Raw genomic sequence first — 23,041 nt, 5'->3', positions numbered from 1 at the left:
CGACCCAGCCAGCGGCGACGCGTGACGTTTTCATCCATCTGCCGGCACTTCGATCACGGGTTCAACGGGCAGCTGCGGTTGTACTGTCGGGGCCAGCAATGTGCCCGCCTCTTCGATCCGCGCGGCGGGTTGGCTGCGCAGGACGCGCAGAAATTCGAGGCGTTCTAGATCGGCAGACAGGCGCGTCCGCATCCGTCCGTCGGTGCCGCGCGCCAATTGGCCGACCAATAAATCGGCTGGAAACACACCACCATCGCCTGACGTCACAACGCGGTCACCGGGTTTCACAAGGTCCGGATCTTCGATGAAATCCAAAAGCGGATTGACGGTGTTGTCGCCAGACAAAATCGCGCGTTGCCCTGAGGGCTGGATCGTTACTGGAATTTGGCTTGAGGTGTCGGTGACTAGGATCACGCGGGATGTTTCATCGCCCACACCTGAAATGCGGCCAACAAGGCCGATGCCGTCCATGGCGGGCCAGCCGTCAAGGATACCATCGCGCGCCCCGACGTTCAGCAGCACCGACTGGCGAAAGGGTGATCCGCTGTCGGCCATAACAACACCCGTGATCCGTGTCAGTTGCGGATCAAGCTGCACGTTGATCAGATCACGCAATCGGGCGTTTTCCTGATCAAGTTGAATGGCCGCTTCCCGCCAGCTTTTCATATCCTGAAGTTCACGGCGTAGATCGACGTTTTGCTGGGCAAGCCGTTGATAGGATTGAAAACCCGCCAACAAGTTCGCCATGCCTGTGACCGGCGCCATGGCCCAATCAAAACTGGGCACAACGGTATCAATCACCATCATGCGAAACCGTTCAACACGCGGGTTGTCGATGCGCCAGATCAGGAACGTACCGAGCAGGAACAGCACCAGTATCCCCACCAGCAAACGGCGGACGGGGCTTACGAAGTCTTCTGATTGCTGTCGGTCTCGTGCCAAAACGGGCTCCCGATCGGGATTTAGCTATCGTAGTCGATAACGTGCCGCAGTTGCGTTTCATATTCCAGTGCTTTGCCTGTTCCCAGCGCAACACAGTTCAGGCTTTCGTCAGCCACGGAAATCGCAAGGCCCGTCTGTTCACGCAGCGCGAGGTCGAGTTCACCCAACAATGCACCACCGCCCGTCAGCATCACACCGCGGTCTACGATGTCTGCGGCCAAATCGGGTGGGGTCGCCTCAAGGGCTGTCATAACCGCTTCGCAAATCTGCTGGACAGGTTCGGCGAGCGCTTCTGCGACCTGCGCTTGGCTGATCTCGGTTTCTTTCGGGACACCGTTCAGCAAATCGCGACCACGGATCATCATGGATTGGCCACGGCCATCATCGGGCATGCGGGCCGTGCCGATGGATGTCTTGATACGTTCAGCTGTGGATTCACCGATCAGCAGGTTATGCTGACGGCGCAGGTAGGAAATGATGGCTTCGTCCATGCGGTCACCACCGACGCGCACGGAACGGGCGTACACAATGTCACCCAAGGACAGCACGGCGACTTCGGTTGTACCACCGCCGATATCGACAACCATGTTGCCTGTCGGGTCAGTGATCGGCATGCCCGCACCAATGGCGGCTGCAATGGGTTCTGCAATAAGGCCCGCGCGGCGTGCACCTGCGGACAAAACCGACTGACGGATCGCGCGTTTTTCAACGGGTGTGGCGCCGTGGGGCACGCAGACGATGATCTTGGGTTTGGAAAAAGTCGAACGCTTGTGAACCTTGCGGATGAAATGTTTGATCATCTCTTCGGCGGTGTCAAAATCAGCAATTACGCCTTCGCGCATAGGGCGGATCGCCTCAATCGAACCGGGCGTGCGGCCCAGCATCAATTTCGCATCTTCGCCCACGGCCAGCACTTTTTTCACGCCGTCTTTCATGTGGTAGGCAACCACCGAGGGTTCGGACAATACGACGCCCTTACCTTTGACGTAGACCAGCGTGTTCGCTGTCCCGAGGTCGATTGCCATATCGGACGAAAAGAGATTGCCTAAGCCAAACATTGAAGCGCCGTTCCCATAGAGTATTTGCCCGCGACTCCCCTATGGAGGCGGACCTGCGCGCTTATAGGGTCAGTGGGACTTGGGGGGAAGGGGGATTAACGTTTGCTCTGGGCGCTATTCCGCCGTGGTTTGATGCGCGGTGGCGGGCATATGCACCGCCCCCGCGTTTGATCAGATTATTCGCCCGCGTCGGTGTAACGGATTCCCTTGGAATCCGCGCCCGGTGCCGTCTTTTCACGCTTTACCAGAAGGCGGTTCAGCGCGTTGATATAGGCCTTGGCGGATGCAACGACTGTGTCAGTGTCTGCGGATTCACCCGTCGCGATGCGCCCATCTTCTTCCATGCGTACGGACACTGTGGCCTGTGCATCCGTTCCTTCTGTGACCGCGTGGACTTGATACAATTGCAGGCTGACGTCATGGGGAAACAGTGCTTTGACGGCGTTGAACGTCGCATCAACAGGGCCATCACCCGTGGCGATGGTCGTGTGATCCGTGCCGTCGACCTCAAGCACCATTGTTGCTTTTTGGGGGCCGTTCATCCCGCAAATGACGGTCAGGTCTTTCAACTTCAGGCGGTCGTCTTCGCCCTCATTCTGGCGGACCAGTGCGATCAGGTCGTCATCAAAGACTTCTTTCTTGCGGTCGGCCAGATCCTTGAAGCGCACGAAGACGTCCTTCAATTCATTGTCGCCCATATCATAGCCGAGCTTTTCCAGCTTATCGCGCAGCGCAGCACGGCCCGAATGTTTGCCCAGCGGCAGGGACGTTCCAGACAGGCCGACGTCTTCGGGGCGCATGACCTCGAACGTTTCGCGGTTTTTCAGCATGCCGTCTTGGTGGATGCCGGATTCGTGGGCAAAGGCGTTTTTGCCGACGATGGCTTTGTTAAACTGCACCGCAAAACCCGACACAGCCGCAACGCGCCGTGAAATGTTCATGATTTTGCGTGTGTCGATCTTGGTGCCGTAGGGCATCACATCGCTGCGCACCTTCATGGCCATCACGACTTCTTCGAGCGCAGTGTTGCCCGCGCGTTCGCCCAAACCATTGATTGTGCATTCAATTTGGCGCGCGCCGCCGGCCACAGCGGCCAGTGAATTTGCCGTCGCCATGCCCAGATCGTTGTGACAATGGGTTGAGAATATCACCGTGTCGGCGCGGTCTACTTCGGCAATCAGACGTTTGATCAGATCGGCGGATTCTACGGGTTCAGTGTAGCCCACGGTGTCAGGAATATTGATCGTCGTGGCACCTGCCTTGATGGCGATATCAACGGTGCGCTTCAGAAAATCCCATTCTGTGCGGGTCGCATCCATCGATGACCACTGCACGTTGTCACACAGGTTGCGCGCATGGGTGACGCAGTCGTGGATACGTTCGGCCATCTGATCCATATCGAGGTTCGGGATCGCGCGGTGCAGGGGCGATGTGCCGATAAACGTGTGGATACGTGGGGATTTCGCATGTTTCACGGCGTCCCAACAGCGGTCGATGTCTTTGAAGTTTGCCCGGCTCAGCCCGCAAATCGTTGACGTCTTGGCGCGTTTTGAAATTTCGCTCACCGCGTTGAAATCACCTTCGGACGCGATTGGAAACCCGGCTTCGATGATGTCGACGCCCATGTCGTCCAGCATTTCGGCGATTTCCAGTTTTTCGTGGTGGGACATGGTTGCGCCGGGGGATTGTTCGCCGTCGCGCAGGGTCGTGTCAAAGATCAGAACTTGATCGGTCATTTTAGTATTTCCTTGTTTTCCTTAGTTTTTCTTGGCGCGTCATACCCTCTGAGCGGTCGCGCCGAAGGGCACGCTCAGAGGCGACTAAGGAGGAGGCTAAGGTTGGCCTGGATATGTGCGATCTGCATCATGGGGTCCGTTATACGCACGACAGCGCGTTTGAAAAGGGTGTTTTGGTATTTGTGTGGACGCAAGCGGTGTCGGGTCTAGGTTGGGTTGCATGAAAAGAGCATTGATCATCGGCGCCACGGGCGGAATTGGATCGGCCGTCAGCGCCGAATTGGAAACACGCGGTTTTGCCGTTACGGGCCTGTCGCGCAGGGACGGGCTGGACGTGACGGACGCGGGATCGGTCGCACGGGTGTTGGGCGCGCTTGATGGCGTGTTCGACATTGTGTTCATCGCTATCGGAACATTGGCCGCTGGGGGCGTGCCGGAAAAATCGCTGGCCGCGGTTGAGGCGCAGCGCATGGCAGATGTGTTCGCGATCAACGCCATCGGCCCCGCTTTGATTTTGGCACAACTCGAACGCCTTTTGCCAGCTGACCGCCCATCGGTTGTCGGGGTGTTGTCCGCGCGGGTCGGATCGATTGGGGATAACAAGATCGGCGGGTGGCATTCCTACCGCGCGTCCAAGGCGGCGTTGAACCAGATCGTGCACGGCGCCGCGATTGAGGTGGGGCGCAAGCGCAAAGAGGCCGCGGTCGTCGCCCTGCATCCCGGGACAGTGGAAACGGCGTTTACCGCTGGCTACCCGGGCCATTCAAAAGTGTCCGCGCAGCAAGCGGCGGCAAATTTGTGTCATGTTATGATGGGGTTGGATGCATCCCAAACTGGCAATTTCTTTGATTATTCGGGGGCGGTTGTTGCGTGGTAAAGTTGGTTTTGGTCCTTGGTGATCAGCTGTCGATGAATATAGCAGCCCTGCGTGAGGCGGATCGTGACACCGATATCGTCGTCATGGCCGAGGTCATGGGCGAAGCAGAATATGTCCCCCACCATCCCAAAAAGATCGCGTTTTTGTTTGCATCGATGCGCAAATTTGCCGCCCATTTGGAGGAAGACGGCTGGCGCGTCGCCTACACGCGTCTGGACGATAAAGATAACGCAGGTACCCTTAACGGGGAGTTATTGCGCCGTGCGGAGGCGTTCGAGACGTCAGAGGTTCTGACGACCGAAGCCGGAGAATGGCGTGTTATCAAAGCGCTGGAGGACGTGCCGTTGGATGTGACGGTGTTGCCTGATGATCGGTTTATCGCGACCCACAAGGAATTTGAGGACTGGGCTGAGGGACGCAAGGCCCTGCGGATGGAGTATTTTTACCGCGACATGCGCCGCAAAACCGGACTGATGATGGAGGGCGACAAGCCTGCCGGTGACAAGTGGAATTTCGACCACGACAACCGCAAACCTGCGCCTGGATCAGTTGATTATTCAGGGCCGATGCGGTTCCAGACGGATGATGTCACGCGTGAGGTCATTGACCTTGTGCGCGAGAAATTCCCGAACAATTTCGGGACCTTGGATGATTTTTGGTTTGCTACGGATCAGGCGCAGGCGCGGCAGCATTTGGCCCATTGGATAAAGGGCGGATTGCCGAAGTTTGGCGATTTTCAAGATGCGATGATGGGGGGGGAACGGTTCCTTTATCACGCGATCGTCGGCCTTTATATCAATGCAGGATTGCTGGACCCGCTGGAGGTGTGCCAAGCGGTTGAAAAGGCTTGGAAAGACGGCGCCGCGCCGATCAATGCGGCCGAAGGATTCATTCGCCAGATCATCGGTTGGCGCGAATATGTGCGGGGGATTTATTTCCTTGAAGGGCCTGATTATGTGTCGCGTAACCATCTGAATCATAACCGAAAATTGCCTGATTTGTATTGGGGCGAAAAGACGTGGATGCGGTGTTTGGACAAGGCGGTTGAGCAGACCCGCGAGGAGGCCTATGCGCACCACATTCAGCGGCTGATGGTGACGGGGAATTTTGCGCTGCTGATCGGGGTTGCTCCAAGCGAAATCCATGAGTGGTATCTGGCCGTTTATGCGGACGCGTTCGAGTGGGTCGAGGCCCCCAATACCATCGGCATGAGCCAGTTTGCGGATGGGGGTATTATCGCGTCAAAGCCTTATATTTCCTCAGGAAATTACATCGATAAGATGTCGGATTACTGCAAGGATTGCAGTTATAAGGTGAAGGACAAAACGGGCCCCGATGCCTGCCCGTTCAACCTGTTGTACTGGCATTTTCTGGACCGTCACCGCGACCGTTTCAAAGACAATCACCGCATGGGAAATATGTACCGTGTGTGGGACAAAATGACGGACGAAAAGCGCGAGACCGTGCTGGCGCAAGCGGACGCGTTTTTGGCGAAACTGGATGGCGGCGAAACAGTTTAGGGCGGCAAAATCGGGCGTATGGGTCTGGTATGGTTTGCGTATGGGTCTGGTATGGCTAATCTGCCCATATGACGGGTTTTGAATTTCGACAATTGGGCGCGGATGACCCTGCTTTAGCGGATGCGCTGGAGGTGATGCGCGCGGCCTTTGCGGGGATGGACGGGCGGATTGATCCGCCTTCGTCGCTTTCAAGAATGACGGTGCAATCACTGCAAGAGGCCGCAGAAAAATCCGAAATTTGGGTCGAGGGGAATCCGATTGCGGGCACGGTTGTTCTCACGCCAAAGGGTCGGGTTTTGTATGTCGGGAAGCTTGCCGTTGGACGCAGGCGGGCCGGACTTGGGCGCGCTTTGATGGCGTTGGCCGAGGAGAGGGCCGCTGCGCTGGGGTTGGGCTGGTTGGAATTGGAAAGCCGGGTTGAACTGGTAGAGGTTCACGCGGTGTTCAAAAGGCTGGGGTTTCACGAGGTCGCGCGCACGACCCATGACGGGTATCGTAAACCCACGTCGATTATGTTTCGCAAGGCCGTGGGCTAAGGGAACATTGTCTTGGACGGGCACCCCGTTCTGATGCATGTTTTGCCCTGACACTTTGCCTTGGAGGGGCGCATGGACAAAGTCCAGTTTAAGCAAATGAAGGACGGAACGCGGGACGAATATGAATTTCTGACCGCCCATGAGATTGAATATACCAAGGGGACGGCGGACCGTTTGTTGGCGGCGCTGGAACATCTGGACGAAGGGCTGTCGGGTTATCAGATCACGCGGATGCAGCATTCGACGCAGGCGGCGACGCGGGCATGGCGGGATGGTGCGGATATTGATTGGGTGGTGAGCGCGCTGTTGCATGACATTGGCGACATCTTTGCCCCCTACAATCACGACGAATACGCGGCCACGATTCTGAAGCCGTTTGTGCGCGAGCAGTGCCGGTGGTGCGTTGAAACCCACGGCGATTTTCAGATGCTGTATTACGGGCATTATCTGGATGGGTTTGATCAGAACAAGCGTGACCGCCATCGCGGGCATAAGTATTTCGATGATTGTGCTTCATTCTGTGAGCAGTGGGATCAATCGAGTTTTGATCCCGATTATGACACGCTGCCATTGTCGTTTTTTGCACCGATGGTGCGCGAGGTGTTCGCAAGACAGGCCTATGACCCGTCCGTGACAGGCGCGCCGGATCGTCCATTGAATGATGCGCAGGTCGCCGCCGCGCGCTTGGCCGATTGAACGCCGGGCTTAGTTGTCTGTCGGTTCTTCTGCCACAACGGCATCTGTCGCCGGGGCGCCCGCGCCTTGGCTGACCAAAGCGCCGTCCTGCCAATCACCTTCGGCGGTTTCGCCTGTTGCGTAGGTCATTGTGCCTGTGCCTTGGCGGCGGCCTGAACGGAATTCACCGGAGTAGATATCGCCGTTTGTGTAGGTCGCCACGCCGAGGCCCGAGATTTCGCCCGTGTCCCACAGGCCTTCGTAGGTAAAGCCGTCTGTTTTCGTCAGCGTACCCGAGCCGTGGCGTTGGCCATCGCGGAATTCGCCTTCGTAGACGTCGCCCGATGCGAATGTCGCCACGCCGTAGCCTTCGCGTTTGCCGTTCGCCCATGCGCCGACATAGCTGTAGCCGTCCGGATAGGTGATCGTGCCGTCGCCGTGGTTTTTGCCATTCAGAAAGCCACCGACGTAGACAACGCCGTTGGGATAGGTCGCGGTGCCGCTGCCGTTGATAACGCCGCCGACCCAATCGCCTTCAAAGGTTGATCCGTCAGCGTAGGTGATTTTGCCCAGACCTTCGGTAAAGCCATTGGCGAAGGCGCCGACATAGACGGACCCGTCGGGGTATGTGATTTCGCCTGCGCCGTGTTGCTGCCCGTCACGCCAATCGCCCGTGTAGATGTAGCCGTCTGCGCCCGTAAAGCTGCCCGTGCCACTGCGTTCATCGTTCAGGAAATCACCTGTGTAGACGTCGCCGTTGGCGTAGGTGAGCGTGCCGGAGCCGGTGCGTTTACCCGCGACCAGATCGCCTTCGTAGACATCGCCGTTGGGCTGGACCATGCGGCCCGTGCCCTCAATCTGGCCTGCTTTCCATGTGCCTTCGATTGTCATGCCGTTGGCCATTGTCAGTGTGCCGATGCCGTTGCGTTCACCATCCGCAAGGTCACCGACGTAGACGGTGCCATCGGTGTAGGTGATCCGACCGTTGCCTTCTATGACGCCGTTGACCCACGGGCCTTCGTAGGTGTAGCCGCCCGGGCTGGTCATTGTGCCTTGGCCGTGGTGCATCGCGTTTCTGAAATCGCCCTCGTAGACCACTCCGTTGGCGTAGCGCGCGATGCCGCGTCCGGTGATTTTGCCGTCGAGCCAATCACCCTCATAGGTGCCGCCACCTGCGAAATTGATCACGCCAAAGCCTTCGGGTTTTCCGGCGGCGAACTGGCCTTCGTAGAGCGATCCGTTGGGAAAGCGCGCTGATCCGTCGCCGCGGATTTCGCCTTCGAACCATTCGCCAGTGTATTCGTACCCGTTGGGCAGTGTGTAGGTGCCCATGCCGTGCTGCAATCCGTTCAGGAACTGGCCTTCATAGATGCCGCCGTCGTCGTATTGTTTGGTCTGCACCGACTGGGCGACAGCGGGGGTCGCAAACATCAGGGCGGCGAGGAGATGAGGCGTAAAGCGCAACATGGGCGGTCTTTCTTGGCGGAATTTCAGGAGAGAATAGGGGGAAGATCGGGGCAATTCAACGTCCCATTAACGGGTTCGGCTTCCCCTTGCCGCCGTGTCGGACTAGATGAAGGGTAAGTGCAAGAAAGGCCGTGCTATGACCAACCGTTTCCGCCTGACGATGGCGCAGTTGAACCCTGTTGTGGGCGATATCCAAGGCAATGCAGCAAAGGCGGTTGAGGCATGGGAGGCCGGCCGTGCGGCGGGCGCCGATATGGTCATGCTGCCCGAGATGTTTTTGGTCGGGTATCAGACACAAGACCTCGTGATGAAGCCCGTTTTTGAACAGGCTGCCATGGCCGCGCTGGAGGGATTGGCGGTGGCCTGTGCGGATGGCCCGATGTTGGCGATTGGCGGGCCGCTGCGCGAAGGTGACAAGCTGCGCAATGCGTATTTCGTGCTGAAGGGTGGGGCTGTTCACAACACCACGCGCAAATATTTCCTACCCAATTTCAATGTCTTCGATGAGGTTCGCCTGTTCAGCCGTGCTGATATGCAAGGCCCGTGGAGCGCGGGACCGTTGCGGATCGGCACGCCGGTCTGCGAGGATTCCTGGTATCCTGACGTCTGCGAGGCGATGGTCGAAAGCGGCGCAGAAGTGTTGTTGGTGCCAAATGGCAGCCCGTATTTTCGGGATAAACATGCCGTGCGGATGAACCAGATGGTGGCCCGCGTGATCGAAAATGACGTGCCGCTTGTCTATCTGAATATGGTCGGTGGGCAGGATGATCAGGTGTTTGATGGCGGGTCGTTCGTGCTGAACCGCCACGGCGCGCTTGCCGTTCAGATGCCGTGGTTCCAAGAGGCGATTGCCCATGTTGATTTTGCTCAAGTCGATGGCCTTTGGGTGGTTGAGGACGGCGACAAGGCGCTGGAACCGGACACGATGGAGACCGATTACACCGCGATGGTCATCGGCCTGCGCGACTATATGGCCAAGACCGGATTCAAAAAGGTGCTGCTGGGGCTGTCGGGCGGCGTGGATTCGGCCATCGTCGCGGCGATTGCTGCGGACGCGTTGGGGCCCGACAATGTGCGCTGCGTGATGATGCCGTCTGAATATACATCCGACGCGTCGCTTGATGATGCCAAAGCAGCCGCAGCGGCGTTGGGCGTGGGATATGATATTGTGCCGATTGGCGCGGTGCGCAGCGCTGTCACCGAGACCTTGGCGGGGCTGTTTGAAGGGCTGGACGAAGGCCTGACAGAAGAAAACATCCAGTCGCGTATTCGGGGGCTGTTGTTGATGGCGCAGTCCAACAAGTTTGGGGAAATGCTGCTGACGACAGGCAATAAATCCGAGGTCGCGGTCGGGTATGCGACGATCTATGGAGATATGGCAGGTGGATATAACCCGATCAAAGACCTGTATAAAACGCGGGTATTTGATATTTGTCGCTGGCGGAACGCAAACCACCGTCCGTGGATGAAGGCACCTGCGGGGGAAATGATTCCCGTGGCGATCATCGACAAACCCCCCAGTGCGGAGCTGCGCGATGATCAAAAAGACAGCGACAGCCTGCCGGAATATGATGTGCTTGATGGTATCCTGACGATGCTGGTGGACGAGGAGGCCAGTGTGGCCGACTGCGTTGCCGCCGGATATGCGCGCGATGTGGTCAAACGGGTCGAACATCTGCTTTATATTTCCGAATACAAACGGTTCCAGTCTGCACCGGGGCCGAGATTGTCGATGAAGGCATTCTGGTTGGACCGACGGTATCCGATCGTGAACGGATGGCGCGACGAGGGCTAAAGTTTTTGCCCATTGGCCCCGATTAAGCCCACAAATCGACCTTTTTTGCGAAGATACATGACGCCAGCCGCATCAGGAGGACGTCATGGGCAACACTACCAAACCGCTCGTATTACGCCTGTATGGTGGCAAGATGCAGTTCATGCTGGGCGTGTTGCAGGGGTTCATCCTTGGTGTTTTGGGGATGAGTCTGATGGTTTTGGCAGCGGGATCAATTCTTGGCGTTGTCGTCGGGGGTCTGGTGATGATCATCGGTCTGATCATGATCTTTGCAAATGGTTTTCGGGTTAGCCGGGGGTGCCCTACGTTTTACGCGGATCGCACGGGGTTTCGGATTCGCGGGGGTCGTCTGCGCGCCTGGAGCACGTATCACGGGGTCGACGTTACCGATATTTATTCCGATGGTTCCAAAAGCGGGGAGTCGCTGTGGATTACGCTGAACTACAAATGGCCGTTCCATAGATGTCTCGTCGCGAGGTTTGGCAGATGGGGCAGCGCGTGGTCGATGGCTGACCGGATTGTCGTGTTCAAGCAAAGCCTCGATACCCTCTGGGCCGAGGAAGCTGAACGGATTGATCTTGGTCCGTCACCGGTCGTTGCCGCACGCGAACGTGCCCGCAACAGGCCTGTGAGAGGCCAGTCAATCTTTCACACATTCAAGCGGTTTACCCTGCGTCTTTTGCGCTGATTTCGGGCCACTTTGGCCACATTCATGAGGGATGAAGGGGTGGTAACATGCGAGGACATTATGGCGACCCTGACCCTTTACCCGTCTGATCTAAATAAGAAACTAAGCGTTCTACAAGGCGTTGGTGCTTTGGCACTTGGTGGATATCTTGTGTTTTTGAACGGCGATCTCCAGTTCAATATTTTTGGCTATCTGGTGATGGCGATCGGTGTTTGGACCGGAATGCGGTCGGTCTTTCAGTTCTTCAATCCGCGTCCTGTTTTTGAGGCGGATGCCCATGGGTTTTCCGTGAAGGGCAAGACAAAGCGGCCTTGGTCGGAATTTCGCGGTGTGACGGTGCATAAATCGTCCGGTGGGCTGGTGTCGTTGACCAAGATGATCCGCGTGCGTGTGGGGAAATCTATTCTTGGTGGCTACGTGCAGATCAACCATTTGCAGATGTCGGAACCGGCATTGACGATGGCGCGCCGGATTGAGGAATTTGCAGCCTCGATCACGCGCGATGGTGCGACAGTGGTGGATAAATACCCCGTGCCGCGTGTTGAGGAAAATGTGCGGCCCACCGCCCCAGAACCTGCGGTGCAACGCCGCCCGCCCGGACTGCGCCCGCAAGATTTTGGGGCGGGGCCCGTGCAGTCGCCCCCGACCTTCGGGGAGCGCATATTCGGGCGTCGCAAAGTTATTTAGCCAGATTTGATGCTGTTCGTGTCGTGAAAGTGCGCTGAAATATGGACATTCCGGTTCAAGCGTGACAGGTGCGAGCGCAACCTTTCAGACTGGAATAGCCCAATGACCACGACTCGTTTTGCCCCATCGCCAACGGGCTATTTGCACATCGGAAACCTGCGCGCGGCGCTGTTCAATTACGCGATTGCGCGCAAGGCGGGCGGCACGTTCGTTTTGCGGATTGATGACACCGATCCGGAGCGGTCAAAGCAGGAGTTCATTGATGGAATTATGGAAGACCTGACGTGGTTGGGGATTTCGTGGGACCGTGTTGAATATCAGTCCAAGCGGTTGGACCGCTACGATATGGCCAAGCAAAAGCTGATCGAGATGGGGCGTTTGTATGAATGTTTCGAAACCCCGGTTGAGCTGGACTTGAAGCGCAAGAAACAGCTGAATATGGGCAAACCACCGGTCTATGATCGTGCGGCGCTGGCGTTGTCGGACGCTGAAAAGGATGCGTTGCGCAACGAGCGTGGGTCGCATTGGCGTTTCAAGCTGGATCATAAACGGATCGAGTGGACGGACGGCATTATCGGCGACATTTCGATTGATGCGGCATCGGTCAGTGACCCTGTGTTGTTCAAGAACGACGGCCAGATTTTGTACACTTTGGCGTCCGTGGTGGATGACACCGAAATGGGCATCACGAATGTTGTGCGCGGGTCTGACCACGTGACCAACACGGCGACGCAAATCCAGATGATCGAAGCGTTGGGCGGCACTGTCCCCACGTTTGCGCACCATTCTTTGCTTACCGGACCGCAGGGTGAAGCATTGTCAAAACGTCTTGGCACTTTGGCACTGCGCGATTTGCGCAAGAACGGGACAGCCCCCATGGCTATTCTGTCGCTGATGGCGCGATTGGGATCGAGCGATCCGGTTGAGCTGCGTGAGACAGTTGAGGAGATCGTTGACGGATTTGATATGGCCAAATTCGGGTCCGCCCCGACGAAATTTGACGCTGATGACCTTGCCCCGCTGACCGCCCGTTGGTTGGCGGCGCGTCCGTTCGCGGATGTGGCGGATAATGTTGCGGCCTTGGGTGTGCCCGCGGCATTGGCGGAACGGTTTTGGAATGTCGTGCGTGAAAACATCAATTCCATGGATGAGATGGGCGATTGGTGGGCTGTGTTCCGCGATGGGGCCGCGCCACAGATTGCCGATGAGGACGCTGAATTTATCCCGCAGGCGTTGGCCTTGTTGGGCGATCCACCCTATGCGGATGACACGTGGTCCACGTGGACTGGTGCAGTAAAAGAGGCGACAGGCCGCAAGGGTAAGGGGCTGTTCATGCCGCTGCGCCACGCGGTGACGGGACGCACGCGCGGCCCTGAAATGGCCGAGGTGATGCCGCTGCTACAAGTGAAGCCCAAAGCGTAATGGCGGGCACCGATCACGCCCAAGCAAAGTTTTTGTCCGGATCGCTGATGCGTCACATCACGGTGATGGCGATGACGTCTTCGGTGGGGTTGATGGCGGTTTTTCTTGTCGATTTTATCGACATGATTTTCATTTCGATGCTGGGCAAGGCCGAATTGGCGGCGGCGATCGGGTATGCCGGTGCGATTTTGTTTTTCACCTCAAGCTTCGGGATCGGCATGGCGATTGCGGGCGGCGCGTTGGTGGCGCGCAGTCTGGGCGAGGGCAAAGAGGAACTGGCCCAACGCCAAGCCACCAATGTTTTGATTTTCGGGGCCGTGTTCGGGGCGATGTTTGCCGCCCTTGTGTGGTTTAACCTGCGGCCCATTGTCGGGCTTGTTGGCGCAACGGGTGCAACCGCGGATTTGGCGGTGATGTATTTGTCGATCATCATCCCGTCTCTGCCTTTGCTTCTTGTGGGGATGGTCGGCGGGGCGATTTTGCGTGCACACGGGGATGCGCGCAGGTCCATGATGGCCACGATTGTGGGCGCGTTGGTAAATGCGGTGCTGGACCCGATTTTGATCTTTGGTTTGGGGATGGAATTGCAGGGTGCCGCATGGGCATCCGTTGCGGCGCGCGGCGCGATTGGCGGCATGGCACTGGTGCCGATTGTGCGGTATTACGGCGGCTTCGGGCGGCCCAATCTGGCAAGCATGTTACCGGATCTGCGCCCTGTCATGATCATTGCCTTTCCCGCGATCCTGACCCAATTGGCAACGCCCATCGGGCAGGCCTATGTCACGCGGCAGATGGCGTCGTTTGGCGAAGATGCGGTTGCAGGCATGGCGATTGTAGGCCGTCTGACGCCTGTCGCCTTTGCGATTATTTTTGCGCTGTCGGGGGCGATTGGCCCGATTATCGGGCAGAATTTCGGGGCCGGACAAACGGACCGCGTGCGCCGCGCGTTCCGTGAAGGATTGTTGTTTACGGGCATTGTCGTGGTCGTTGTGTCGGGGCTTTTGTTTGCGGTGCGTCCGTTGCTGGTGATGTTGTTCAGTCTGGACGGACAAGCACAGACGCTGGTGTTCTTGTTCGCCGGCCCGCTGAGCCTGATGTGGTTTTTCAACGGGATGATTTTCGTGTCCAACGCGGCGTGTAACAACATGGGCCACCCGTTTTATTCAACGCTGGTGAATTGGGGGCGGCATACGATAGGCACGATCCCGTTTGTGATCGTCTTTTCAGCGTGGTTCGGGGCCAGCGGTGTGTTGATCGGGCAGGCCGTCGGGGGCGTATTGTTCGCACTGATCGCGTTTATCGTGGCGCAGCGGATCATGCGTTCAGGTGGTGTTGGCGCCACTATTGCGGAGAGCATCGACAAGCGCACCTTTGGCTGGATGCACCGAAACCGGTAGGGTTTGCAGCGCGCTGTCTACAATGGATTTTACATCAGCGGCCAGGGGCCGGGCGCGCGGATATAACGGATCGGCGCGGTCATTCAGGATCGGCCCCCAGCCGTGTGTTGTTTCGAAAAAGTGCTGCGGGCCGGTATCGCCGAATTGATCGAGGTAGCCCGCGATGACCACATCCAGATAGCTGAGCAGGATCGGGTGGCCGATTTGGGGCGATGTTGTGTGGGCGGGGTCTGCTTCGTAGACGGCGGTGTCGTGGCCAAATTGGGCAGTGACGTCGCGGCGGGTATAGGCGTGTTCGCGCAGATCCAGCGCGGCCCAATCACCGTCGGGCACCTGTGCGGTGATGCCGTGCAGTACCGTGGTGGCGCAGGGTTCAACTGATAGGAATGCAACCGGGCGGGCCTTGGCGTGACGCCAGACGCGCCGCCAGCCTGTTAGCGTGGCAGCCCGGGCGTCGGGGTAGGTGTGGGTGGCCAGATTTACGAGACTGCCATAACCGAAGAAACGGGGCCAAGAATTAGTCGTGTTCATTCGCGTGACCTTAGGACTTGGGCGGGTTTGGCGGCCAAGGGACGCCATGCGAACGCGAGGCCCGCGAGCAGGGTGGTCGCGACGCCGCCAACGATGATTGTGCCCGCAGAGCCCCAGATCGGTGTGTAATCCGTTTCCATGATGAAGGTGCTGACGGCCCAGCCCCCCGCGATGCCCGCGGTCAGTGCGACGATGGATGCCGCAAGGCCCAGAAGCGCAGATCGTAGGGCGAAGCTGCGCAGGATGGTGCCGCGCGATGCGCCGAGGGTTTTCAGGACTGCTGCCTCATAGGTGCGGGCGCGTTCGCCTGCGGCCGCCGCCCCGATCAACACGAGGAAACCGGTCAGCAGGGTGGCCAGCGCGCCATATCGCGTGGCGGCGGAAATACCGCCCAGCAGAACGACGACTTGATCAATTGCGTCGCGCACGCGGATGGCGGTGATGTTGGGGTAGGCGGTGGCGAGGTCGCGTAGGATTGCGGCCTCTGCCTCGGGTTCGGAATAGACCGTGCTGATCCAGCTGTGCGGCGCGCCTTGCAGGGCGGATGGGTTCATCGACATTATAAATCCGATGCCTGCATCCTCGAACGACACTTCGCGGAAGTTGGCGATGGTGGCAGTGATATCGCGGCCAAGGATGTTGGTGGTGATGGTGTCACCGATGGACAGGCCCATTTCCATGCCTTCTTCGGTGGCAAAACTGATCAGCGGGGGGCCGCTGTAGTCTTCGGGCCACCAGTCGCCTTGTGTGATGACGGTGCCATCAGAGGGCAGCGCAGAATAGGTAACCCCGCGATCCCCGCGCAAGACCCAGTGATCTGTGAATTCGCGTGCGGGGGTGCCGTTGATTTGGGTAATGATGCCGCGCAGCATGGGGGCGGCTTCGTAATCGCTGACCTGTGGGTCATCATCAAGACGGGTGCGGAAACCGTCGATCTGATCGGGCTGGATATCGACGAAGAAATAGCTGGGCGCGACGTCGGGCAGTTCATTGGCTATGGAACCGCGCAAGTTGCCATCAATCTGGCCCACGGCGGCAAGCACGGCGAGGCCAAGGCCAAGGGACAGCACCACGGATGTCGTTTCCCCGCCGCGCGCGCCGATGGCCCCGAAGGCTGTGCGCAGGGCAGGGCGGCCCCGGGCACTGCGCCGCAATCTGCGTGCGGTCACACGGGCAAGGGCGGCGGCGGCCACCAAAAGCGTCAGCGCGAACAGAATGCCCCCAGCGGTCCAAAGCGTCAGGAACGCGGTGCCGGAAAACACAATTGCAGTGCCAAGCAGCGTGGCGAGGAGGAGAGCCGTGGCGATCAGGTATTTGAATGCAGGCAAGGTGCGGCCCGCGCCGAATGCGTCGCGAAACAGGGTCGCGGCCTTGATGTCTTCGGTGCGCGCCAGTGGCCAGAGGGTGAAGATGAGGGCGGCGAGGGTGCCGTAAATCGCGGCCTCAACCAGTGGGGCGGCGTGCAGGGTGAAATCGGATGGGATCGGCAAACGGGATTCGATGATGGGCGCGAAGGCCAGCGGGATAGCCGCGCCGAGGATCAGGCCAAGGGTGACGCCAGCGAGGGTCAGGACGCCGATTTGCAGGAAATACGTCAGAAAGATCGTGCCTCGCGTTGCACCAAGGGTTTTGAGGATCGCAATAACGGGGGCTTTGCTGCTGAGGTAGGACCGCACGGCGGCGGAAACACCGACCCCGCCCACAGCCAATCCTGACAGACCGATGAGGATCAAAAATGCGCCGATGCGATCGACAAAACGCGCGACGCCGGGGGCCCCTTCGCGCGCGTCACGCCAGCGCAGGCCGGAATCTCGGAACAGGGTTTCTGATTGGTCTTCAAGCGCTTGCAGGTCTGCGGTGCCGGGCAGATCGAGGCGGTAGTTGGTTTCCATCAAGGTGCCTTGTGCCAGAAGGCCGGAGTTTTCCAGATCATCAAGCAAGACCAGCGTGCGCGGGCCAAGGCCAAAACCACCGCCGGAATTGTCGGGGTAGGACACGAGGATGGCGGACAGCGTGAAGGTTGTCGCGCCCATGTTAAAGGTGTCGCCCGGACTGAGGCCGAGGCGGTCGGCGAGCACACGTTCCATGACGCCGCCGGGGGTTTGGCCGTCGCCCGCGAAGGCATCGGCGAGGGGCATGGGGGGATCAAGGACAGTTTCGCCGATGAGGGGATAAAGATCATCAACTGCTTGGACTTGGGTGAGGCCGCGTTCAATCTCGTCGCGTTCGACCACAATCATGGAACGGAAATCGGTGGTTTCAGAGACGCGGGTGGCGATAGAAGTCATCCAGCCGCGTTCTTCGTCATTGGCAAAGCGGTAGGTGAAGCGCACGACGGCATCGCCCCCCAACAGGGCCGCACCGTTTTGTTCTAATCCTGCTTGGATCGACGCGCGCACTGTTCCCACAGCAGCGATGGCCGCCACGCCGAGGGCGAGGCACGCGAGGAAGATTCGAAAGCCGCGCAATCCGCCGCGCAATTCGCGTTTTGCAAAGGTCCAGGCGAGTTTAACGGTCATTCGGCGGCGGCCTGAAGGGTGTCGATGCGCCCGTCGCGCAGACGGATCACACGATCACAGCGCGCGGCGAGTTCGTTGGAATGGGTGACCATGATGAGGGTTGCGCCGTGTTGTTCGCGCAAAGAAAACAGCATGTCGATGATGGCGGCGCCGTTGGTTTCATCAAGGTTGCCGGTGGGTTCATCCGCCAGCAGGATTTTAGGGCGTGTCACAGAGGCGCGGGCCAGCGCCACACGCTGCTGTTCGCCACCTGACATTTGCGCAGGGTAGTGGTGGGTGCGGTGGGACAGGCCGACGGCGTCCAGTTCAGCCTCGGCGCGATCAAACGCATCGCGCACGCCCGCAAGTTCGAGCGGGGTTGCGACGTTTTCCAGCGCCGTCATTGTCGGGATAAGGTGGAATGATTGGAACACCACCCCCATATTGTCCCTACGAAAGCGGGCAAGGTCGTCTTCACCCAATCGTGTGATGTCTTTGCCGAGTGCCGCGATAGTTCCAGATGTGGCGGTTTCGAGCCCGCCCATCACCATCAGGAGAGAAGATTTGCCCGATCCACTTGGCCCGACCAACCCCAACGTTTTCCCCTGCGGCACTGTCAACGAAATGTCGTGCAAGATGTCGATCTTGCCCGCGTTGCCGGACAGCGAAAGGGAGACATCGGTGAGGGAGAGAGCATCGGTCATGCGGGGTGCCTTGGATCGCTACGGTTCAGTGTCATATGGGGTGTTACGGCGGGCGCGCAACATCGGATTGAGTTTCATTTTAATGGTGCCAACGATCGCTGCCGCAGACCAAGTGACGATTGCCGCGCTGGGCGACAGTTTGACCGCCGGGTACGGGTTGCCGGCACAGGACGGATTTGTGCCGCAATTGCAGGGATGGCTAGACGCGCAGGGTGCGGACACGGTGGTGATCAATGCGGGTGTGTCCGGTGATACGACGGCAGGCGGGGTCAGCCGTGTGGCGTGGACGCTGACGCCGGACGTGGACAAGATGATCGTGAACCTTGGTGGCAATGATCTGCTGCGCGGGATTGATCCGGCGGTCAGCCGCGCCAATCTGGACGAGATTTTGGCGACCGCACAAGCGCAAGACGTCGACGTTTTGCTGGTGGGTTTGGACGCGCCGGGCAATTACGGCCCCGCCTATGAGGCCGCGTTTGACGCGATGTACCCTGAATTGGCCGTGCAGTATGGCACGATCTATTATCCGGATTTCTTTGCGCCGTTAAATGATGGCACTGATTTAGACATCGCACGCGCCACTTATTTGCAGCGCGACGGAATTCACCCGAGCGCAGAAGGCGTGGCATTGATTGTCGGCGGAATCGGGCCTGCTGTGCTGGAATTGATCGCCGATTAAGCGATTTGGTGGACGTTCGCGCAACTGGCAGATAGCGTGTTGGCCTAACCAAAAGGGAACATATCATGTCTATTGCTAAGGTCACCGAAGTCATCTCCTCCTCCTCCAAGTCGTTTGACGACGCGGTCGAGAACGGGATTGAGCGCGCATCCAAAACCCTGAAAGGGATCACGGGCGCATGGGTTGCAGACCAGAAAGTCACCGTGAAAAACGGCAAGATCGACGAATACCGCGTTGTTCTTAAGCTGACGTTTGTCCTCGAAGACTAAAACCTGACGACACTGGATTGAACGGGCGTTTGCATTGGCCAAGCGCCCGTTTTTTGTGGATGGGAAGGTCGGGCATGCTTTCCCCCTGCGGTGGCAGCGCGCGGGCGATAGGGTTTGGTGAAACTCAATTGGGGGACAGTATGTTCAAATTTCTTTTCGAAAAAGTCGGCGGCAAAGCCAAGATCGAAACGCAGCGCGATGTGGTTGCGCGTGCGGTTGCGGATCTGAACGGTGTTTTGGCGCTGATGGCGGATAAGCCTGTGGTGGGCGTGGATCTGAACACCGGGCTGATCACAGTGGATTTGCCGGATCAGATGCCGGATGAGGCGCTGGCACTGCCTGCCCCGGATGCGGACAGCGCAGCGACAGAAGAAAAATCCGACGTTTAGGCGCACGAAAAAGGGCGGTCCCCGAAGGAACCGCCCTAACTTTTACCCGAAGGTAAGAAGCTTATGCGAGTGCGAGGTTAACCGCGGACTCACGACCGTCGCGGCCAGCTTCAACGTCAAAAGTTACCTTTTGATCGTCTGCCAGACCTGTGAGGCCGGAACGCTCAACTGCGGAGATGTGAACGAAAACGTCCTTGCCGCCAGTTTCAGGAGCGATAAAGCCGAAGCCTTTTGTTGTGTTGAACCATTTGACTGTACCGTTGGCCATGTCATGTCTTCCTTTTGTAGTTCTGCCCGCGAAATGCGACAGCTTGGCGAAGTTAGTGCTAGATCGAGTGTCGCCGATAAAGGAAGACAGTTGGTCGAGATAGATAACGTTTGCAAGGCTGCATATGGGGCAGGCCAAGCTGTTTGGCAAGGGGTATCGGTGACGTCCGCGTTAATCGGCAGATTCACGCCAAGGTTGTGAAGGCTTGTAGTTTACTGCGCATTTGTGTCCAAGGGGCATGAATTTACAGGAGAATTTCGATGCGTTGGGATGAATTGATGGATCGCGCGGGCGGCGTTTGCGAATTTTGCGGTGCGGGCGATGGATTGGTCAGCGTTGACGTCCCGCCAGAGGATCAGGTGCTGTTGTGTGGCGCGTGCCGCGGTGAGGGCGACGTTCCGGCGGCCCATTGGCGCTGTCTTGAGGGCGCGATGTGGTCGGCTGAACCTGCCGTACAGATCGCCGTGTGGCGCAAACTGGGTGAGATCGACGAGATGTGGGCGTCAGATGCGCGCGAAAGCATGATGATGGAGCCGGAGGTCATGGCCCGCGCACAGGCGAATGCGCTGGTGGTTGAGCATTTTGATAGCAACGGGATGCGGTTAGAACACGGCGACACGGTGGTGCTGGTGAAGGATTTGGTGGTGAAGGGCGCGGGGTTCACGGCGAAACGCGGGACTGCGGTGCGGAACATATCGCTTGTGCCGGAGGACGCGGGCCAGATTGAGGGGAAGGTCGAAGGCCAGCGGATCGTGATTTTGACGGAGTTTGTGAAGCGGAAGTGAGGGGCTAGCTTCCCATTTGCTTGGCGACTTGAACAACCCAGCGTGCAAAAGTCTGGGCGGCATACCCTGATTTCCCAATGTTGACGCATTTACAGACAAGCTGCACGTTCGCATTTGAATACCCACGGTTAGGCAAAATTTGATCAAGTGACGGCTGCCAAGGATAGGAATTAGCCCTCACATATCCGGCGTCTTCATTGCCAGTCTCTAGATCGTCTGAAAACGCAATTCCGCTGAGCGCGCATTTGCCATTTGAAGCTTGCCAGAGGATCACAAATTCATTCTCGCTGAGGAGAGCGAGGCCGTTGCGTCTAGCCCTCTGGCAAGCTGAACGATAGGCAGACTTTGCCGATAAAGGGAGATCGGCAAAGTCCATTTTTTAACGCGCAAACTTTTTATGCTTCATCCGCTTGGGTTCCATCGCGTCGGCACCTAGGCGTTTTTTCTTGTCTTCTTCGTAGTCTTCAAAGTTGCCTTGGAACCACTCCACGTGGGCTTCGCCCTCAAACGCCAGAATGTGGGTGCAAATCCGGTCGAGGAAGAAGCGGTCGTGGGAGATGACCACGGCGCAGCCTGCAAAATCGACGAGCGCGTCTTCGAGGGCGCGGAGGGTTTCGACGTCGAGGTCGTTTGTCGGTTCATCGAGAAGCAGGACGTTTCCGCCTGATTTCAATAGCTTGGCCATGTGGACGCGGTTGCGTTCGCCGCCAGACAGGATGCCAACCTTTTTCTGCTGATCCCCGCCTTTGAAGTTGAAGGCAGAACAATAGGCGCGGGAGTTCATTTCCGCGTCGCCCAGTTTAATGACCTCTGCGCCGCCGGTGATTTCTTCCCAGACGGTGACGTCCGCGTCGAGAGCGTCGCGGGATTGATCGACGTAGGACAGCTGCACGGTGTCGCCGTAGGTGACGGTGCCTGCGTCGGGTTCGAGTTGGCCGGTCAGCATGGAAAACAGCGTCGATTTACCCGCGCCGTTGGGGCCGATCACGCCGACGATGCCGCCTGGGGGCAGGTCGAAGGACAGGCCTTCCACCAACAGTTTGTCGCCCATGGCTTTGGTCAGACCGTCGACTTCGATGACCTGAGACCCGAGGCGTTGGCCGTTGGGGATGATGATCTGGGCGCGGCCCATTTTTTCACGCTCGGACTGGTTGGCGAGGTCGTTGTAGGCCGAAATACGGGCCTTGGATTTCGCCTGACGGGCCTTGGCGCCTTGGCGCATCCATTCGAGTTCGCGTTCAAGCGTGCGCTGCTTGGATTTATCTTCGCGGGCCTCTTTTTCGAGGCGTTTTGCCTTGGCTTCCAACCAGCTGGAATAGTTGCCTTCGTGCGGAATGCCAGAGCCGCGGTCGAGTTCCAGAATCCAACCTGTGATCGCGTCGAGGAAATAACGGTCGTGGGTGACGATCAGAATTGTGCCTTTGTAATCAACAAGGTGCTGTTGTAGCCATGCGATTGTTTCGGCGTCGAGGTGGTTGGTCGGTTCGTCGAGCAGCAGCATATCTGGCGCGTCAAGCAGCAGCTGGCACAGCGCGACGCGGCGTTTTTCACCGCCCGAAAGTGTTGTGACGTCGGCATCATCGGGGGGGCAACGCAAAGCCTCCATGCTCACGTCGATCTGCGCGTCGAGGTCCCACAGGTTTTGCGCGTCGATTTCATCTTGCAACTGGGCCATTTCATCGGCGGTTTCTTCGGAATAGTTCATCGCCAGTTCGTTGTAGCGATCAAGAATGTCTTTTTTCGCTTTGACGCCGAGCATGACGTTTTCGCGCACAGTCATCGCGGGGTCGAGTTCGGGTTCTTGGGGCAGATAACCGACGGTTGCGCCTTCTGCTGCCCATGCTTCGCCTTGGAATTCTTTGTCTTGGCCCGCCATGATCCGCATCAAGGTGGATTTACCCGTGCCGTTCACACCGACCACGCCGATTTTTACACCGGGGAGGAAGTTCAACCGAATGTTTTCAAAGACTTTTTTACCACCGGGGTAAGTCTTGGACACACCGTCCATGAAGTAGACATATTGGTAAGCGGCCATGGGTCACATCCTTTGAAAAAGCGAGCGTTAAAGGAGTGAATACGCAAGGCGTCGGGGCGGCGCAATGGGGCCTGCGTTATTGC

General features: G+C 58.1%; 23 protein-coding genes. 13 read left to right on the top strand and 10 right to left on the bottom strand.

Translation table 11 applies throughout. The features are described from left to right. Window positions 1–30: 30 nt before the first annotated feature. The 3 genes from mreC to L0664_RS07490 all read right to left on the bottom strand — a co-directional run bounded on the left by mreC (window position 31) and on the right by L0664_RS07490 (window position 3,736). Window positions 31–942: a rod shape-determining protein MreC gene (gene mreC / locus L0664_RS07500; RefSeq protein ID WP_235225034.1), complete on the bottom strand. Its 912-nt coding sequence runs from the start codon at window positions 940–942 to the stop codon at window positions 31–33. 20 nt (window positions 943–962) lie between these two features. Continuing rightward, window positions 963–2,000 carry a rod shape-determining protein gene (locus L0664_RS07495; protein ID WP_235225033.1) on the bottom strand — a complete coding sequence of 346 codons (1,038 nt, stop codon included), beginning with the start codon at window positions 1,998–2,000 and terminating at the stop codon, window positions 963–965. A gap of 176 nt (window positions 2,001–2,176) precedes the next feature. After that, the gene (locus L0664_RS07490) at window positions 2,177–3,736 is read right to left on the bottom strand and encodes a 2-isopropylmalate synthase (protein WP_235225032.1); all 1,560 of its coding nucleotides are present in this window, start codon (window positions 3,734–3,736) and stop codon (window positions 2,177–2,179) included. 220 nt (window positions 3,737–3,956) lie between these two features. On the opposite strand from L0664_RS07490, the gene L0664_RS07485 reads away from it, so the two are divergent. From L0664_RS07485 to L0664_RS07470, 4 genes are all read left to right on the top strand, one after another. Then, window positions 3,957–4,613, top strand: a complete 657-nt coding sequence (locus tag L0664_RS07485; protein WP_235225031.1) for an SDR family NAD(P)-dependent oxidoreductase — start codon at window positions 3,957–3,959, stop codon at window positions 4,611–4,613. Beyond that, complete coding sequence (locus tag L0664_RS07480) at window positions 4,607–6,133, top strand: cryptochrome/photolyase family protein (protein ID WP_235225030.1); 1,527 nt, start codon at window positions 4,607–4,609, stop codon at window positions 6,131–6,133. The genes L0664_RS07485 and L0664_RS07480 overlap by 7 nt, the downstream gene beginning before the upstream one ends. A gap of 68 nt (window positions 6,134–6,201) precedes the next feature. Then, a complete protein-coding gene (locus L0664_RS07475) occupies window positions 6,202–6,669 on the top strand; it encodes a GNAT family N-acetyltransferase (RefSeq protein ID WP_235225029.1) in 468 nt (155 codons plus the stop codon). Window positions 6,670–6,765: 96 nt separating this feature from the next. Further along, window positions 6,766–7,365 carry an HD domain-containing protein gene (locus L0664_RS07470; RefSeq protein ID WP_418888022.1) on the top strand — a complete coding sequence of 200 codons (600 nt, stop codon included), beginning with the start codon at window positions 6,766–6,768 and terminating at the stop codon, window positions 7,363–7,365. A 9-nt stretch (window positions 7,366–7,374) separates the two neighbouring features. On the opposite strand, the gene L0664_RS07465 is transcribed toward L0664_RS07470, so the two are convergent. After that, window positions 7,375–8,811, bottom strand: a complete 1,437-nt coding sequence (locus L0664_RS07465; RefSeq protein WP_235225027.1) for an MORN repeat-containing protein — start codon at window positions 8,809–8,811, stop codon at window positions 7,375–7,377. A 136-nt stretch (window positions 8,812–8,947) separates the two neighbouring features. Between L0664_RS07465 and L0664_RS07460 the strand changes: the two genes are divergently transcribed. From L0664_RS07460 to L0664_RS07440, 5 genes are all read left to right on the top strand, one after another. Then, complete coding sequence (locus tag L0664_RS07460; protein WP_235225026.1) at window positions 8,948–10,606, top strand: NAD+ synthase; 1,659 nt, start codon at window positions 8,948–8,950, stop codon at window positions 10,604–10,606. A gap of 85 nt (window positions 10,607–10,691) precedes the next feature. After that, the gene (locus tag L0664_RS07455) at window positions 10,692–11,294 is read left to right on the top strand and encodes a hypothetical protein (protein ID WP_235225025.1); all 603 of its coding nucleotides are present in this window, start codon (window positions 10,692–10,694) and stop codon (window positions 11,292–11,294) included. A gap of 60 nt (window positions 11,295–11,354) precedes the next feature. Next, window positions 11,355–11,981 carry a hypothetical protein gene (locus L0664_RS07450; RefSeq protein WP_235225024.1) on the top strand — a complete coding sequence of 209 codons (627 nt, stop codon included), beginning with the start codon at window positions 11,355–11,357 and terminating at the stop codon, window positions 11,979–11,981. 102 nt (window positions 11,982–12,083) lie between these two features. Continuing rightward, entirely contained in the window at window positions 12,084–13,403 is a 1,320-nt protein-coding gene (gltX, locus tag L0664_RS07445; RefSeq protein WP_235225023.1) for a glutamate--tRNA ligase, read from the top strand. Next, window positions 13,403–14,800 carry an MATE family efflux transporter gene (locus tag L0664_RS07440; protein WP_235225022.1) on the top strand — a complete coding sequence of 466 codons (1,398 nt, stop codon included), beginning with the start codon at window positions 13,403–13,405 and terminating at the stop codon, window positions 14,798–14,800. The genes gltX and L0664_RS07440 overlap by 1 nt, the downstream gene beginning before the upstream one ends. Here L0664_RS07440 and L0664_RS07435 read toward each other — a convergent pair. Genes L0664_RS07435 through L0664_RS07425 form a run of 3 tightly spaced genes read right to left on the bottom strand, consistent with a single transcriptional unit; the run spans window position 14,726 to window position 18,533 of the window. Beyond that, window positions 14,726–15,331, bottom strand: a complete 606-nt coding sequence (locus tag L0664_RS07435; protein ID WP_235225021.1) for a gamma-glutamylcyclotransferase family protein — start codon at window positions 15,329–15,331, stop codon at window positions 14,726–14,728. The genes L0664_RS07440 and L0664_RS07435 overlap by 75 nt on opposite strands. Beyond that, window positions 15,328–17,850, bottom strand: a complete 2,523-nt coding sequence (locus L0664_RS07430) for an ABC transporter permease (protein WP_235225020.1) — start codon at window positions 17,848–17,850, stop codon at window positions 15,328–15,330. The genes L0664_RS07435 and L0664_RS07430 overlap by 4 nt, the downstream gene beginning before the upstream one ends. After that, window positions 17,847–18,533: an ABC transporter ATP-binding protein gene (locus L0664_RS07425; protein ID WP_235225019.1), complete on the bottom strand. Its 687-nt coding sequence runs from the start codon at window positions 18,531–18,533 to the stop codon at window positions 17,847–17,849. Before L0664_RS07425 ends, L0664_RS07430 begins: the two co-directional genes overlap by 4 nt. On the opposite strand from L0664_RS07425, the gene L0664_RS07420 reads away from it, so the two are divergent. From L0664_RS07420 to L0664_RS07410, 3 genes are all read left to right on the top strand, one after another. After that, window positions 18,532–19,212, top strand: a complete 681-nt coding sequence (locus L0664_RS07420; RefSeq protein ID WP_235225018.1) for an arylesterase — start codon at window positions 18,532–18,534, stop codon at window positions 19,210–19,212. The genes L0664_RS07425 and L0664_RS07420 overlap by 2 nt on opposite strands. A 65-nt stretch (window positions 19,213–19,277) precedes the next feature. Continuing rightward, on the top strand, window positions 19,278–19,481 hold the full coding sequence (locus tag L0664_RS07415) for a dodecin family protein (protein WP_235225017.1): 204 nt from the start codon (window positions 19,278–19,280) through the stop codon (window positions 19,479–19,481). A gap of 140 nt (window positions 19,482–19,621) precedes the next feature. Continuing rightward, entirely contained in the window at window positions 19,622–19,870 is a 249-nt protein-coding gene (locus tag L0664_RS07410) for a hypothetical protein (RefSeq protein WP_235225016.1), read from the top strand. Window positions 19,871–19,931: 61 nt separating this feature from the next. Here L0664_RS07410 and L0664_RS07405 read toward each other — a convergent pair whose 3' ends face one another. Next, on the bottom strand, window positions 19,932–20,138 hold the full coding sequence (locus L0664_RS07405) for a cold-shock protein (protein WP_015496137.1): 207 nt from the start codon (window positions 20,136–20,138) through the stop codon (window positions 19,932–19,934). Between the two features lie 260 nt (window positions 20,139–20,398). On the opposite strand from L0664_RS07405, the gene L0664_RS07400 reads away from it, so the two are divergent. Next, entirely contained in the window at window positions 20,399–20,923 is a 525-nt protein-coding gene (locus L0664_RS07400) for a PhnA domain-containing protein (protein ID WP_235225015.1), read from the top strand. A 4-nt stretch (window positions 20,924–20,927) separates the two neighbouring features. Here L0664_RS07400 and L0664_RS07395 read toward each other — a convergent pair whose 3' ends face one another. Together L0664_RS07395 and ettA are read right to left on the bottom strand one after the other, a co-directional pair. Beyond that, a complete protein-coding gene (locus L0664_RS07395) occupies window positions 20,928–21,299 on the bottom strand; it encodes a hypothetical protein (protein WP_235225014.1) in 372 nt (123 codons plus the stop codon). A gap of 3 nt (window positions 21,300–21,302) precedes the next feature. Further along, on the bottom strand, window positions 21,303–22,958 hold the full coding sequence (gene ettA, locus L0664_RS07390) for an energy-dependent translational throttle protein EttA (protein ID WP_235225013.1): 1,656 nt from the start codon (window positions 22,956–22,958) through the stop codon (window positions 21,303–21,305). Window positions 22,959–23,041: the final 83 nt, after the last annotated feature.

The sequence above is a fragment of the Octadecabacter dasysiphoniae genome (genome assembly GCF_021532615.1).
GTDB lineage: Bacteria > Pseudomonadota > Alphaproteobacteria > Rhodobacterales > Rhodobacteraceae > Octadecabacter > Octadecabacter dasysiphoniae.
This window is presented reverse-complemented; position numbering and strand designations above follow the sequence as displayed.

Coding starts and splice junctions, on each gene's coding strand:
- L0664_RS07475 (WP_235225029.1), top strand. CDS start 6,202: ATGACGGGTTTTGAATTTCGACAATTGGGCGCGGATGACCCTGCTTTA.
- L0664_RS07400 (WP_235225015.1), top strand. CDS start 20,399: ATGCGTTGGGATGAATTGATGGATCGCGCGGGCGGCGTTTGCGAATTT.
- L0664_RS07470 (WP_418888022.1), top strand. CDS start 6,766: ATGAAGGACGGAACGCGGGACGAATATGAATTTCTGACCGCCCATGAG.
- L0664_RS07420 (WP_235225018.1), top strand. CDS start 18,532: ATGCGGGGTGCCTTGGATCGCTACGGTTCAGTGTCATATGGGGTGTTA.
- L0664_RS07430 (WP_235225020.1), bottom strand. CDS start 17,850: ATGACCGTTAAACTCGCCTGGACCTTTGCAAAACGCGAATTGCGCGGC.
- L0664_RS07495 (WP_235225033.1), bottom strand. CDS start 2,000: ATGTTTGGCTTAGGCAATCTCTTTTCGTCCGATATGGCAATCGACCTC.
- ettA (WP_235225013.1), bottom strand. CDS start 22,958: ATGGCCGCTTACCAATATGTCTACTTCATGGACGGTGTGTCCAAGACT.
- L0664_RS07395 (WP_235225014.1), bottom strand. CDS start 21,299: ATGGACTTTGCCGATCTCCCTTTATCGGCAAAGTCTGCCTATCGTTCA.
- L0664_RS07435 (WP_235225021.1), bottom strand. CDS start 15,331: ATGAACACGACTAATTCTTGGCCCCGTTTCTTCGGTTATGGCAGTCTC.
- L0664_RS07450 (WP_235225024.1), top strand. CDS start 11,355: ATGGCGACCCTGACCCTTTACCCGTCTGATCTAAATAAGAAACTAAGC.
- L0664_RS07405 (WP_015496137.1), bottom strand. CDS start 20,138: ATGGCCAACGGTACAGTCAAATGGTTCAACACAACAAAAGGCTTCGGC.
- L0664_RS07415 (WP_235225017.1), top strand. CDS start 19,278: ATGTCTATTGCTAAGGTCACCGAAGTCATCTCCTCCTCCTCCAAGTCG.
- L0664_RS07460 (WP_235225026.1), top strand. CDS start 8,948: ATGACCAACCGTTTCCGCCTGACGATGGCGCAGTTGAACCCTGTTGTG.
- L0664_RS07440 (WP_235225022.1), top strand. CDS start 13,403: ATGGCGGGCACCGATCACGCCCAAGCAAAGTTTTTGTCCGGATCGCTG.
- L0664_RS07410 (WP_235225016.1), top strand. CDS start 19,622: ATGTTCAAATTTCTTTTCGAAAAAGTCGGCGGCAAAGCCAAGATCGAA.
- L0664_RS07485 (WP_235225031.1), top strand. CDS start 3,957: ATGAAAAGAGCATTGATCATCGGCGCCACGGGCGGAATTGGATCGGCC.
- L0664_RS07455 (WP_235225025.1), top strand. CDS start 10,692: ATGGGCAACACTACCAAACCGCTCGTATTACGCCTGTATGGTGGCAAG.
- L0664_RS07490 (WP_235225032.1), bottom strand. CDS start 3,736: ATGACCGATCAAGTTCTGATCTTTGACACGACCCTGCGCGACGGCGAA.
- L0664_RS07425 (WP_235225019.1), bottom strand. CDS start 18,533: ATGACCGATGCTCTCTCCCTCACCGATGTCTCCCTTTCGCTGTCCGGC.
- L0664_RS07465 (WP_235225027.1), bottom strand. CDS start 8,811: ATGTTGCGCTTTACGCCTCATCTCCTCGCCGCCCTGATGTTTGCGACC.
- gltX (WP_235225023.1), top strand. CDS start 12,084: ATGACCACGACTCGTTTTGCCCCATCGCCAACGGGCTATTTGCACATC.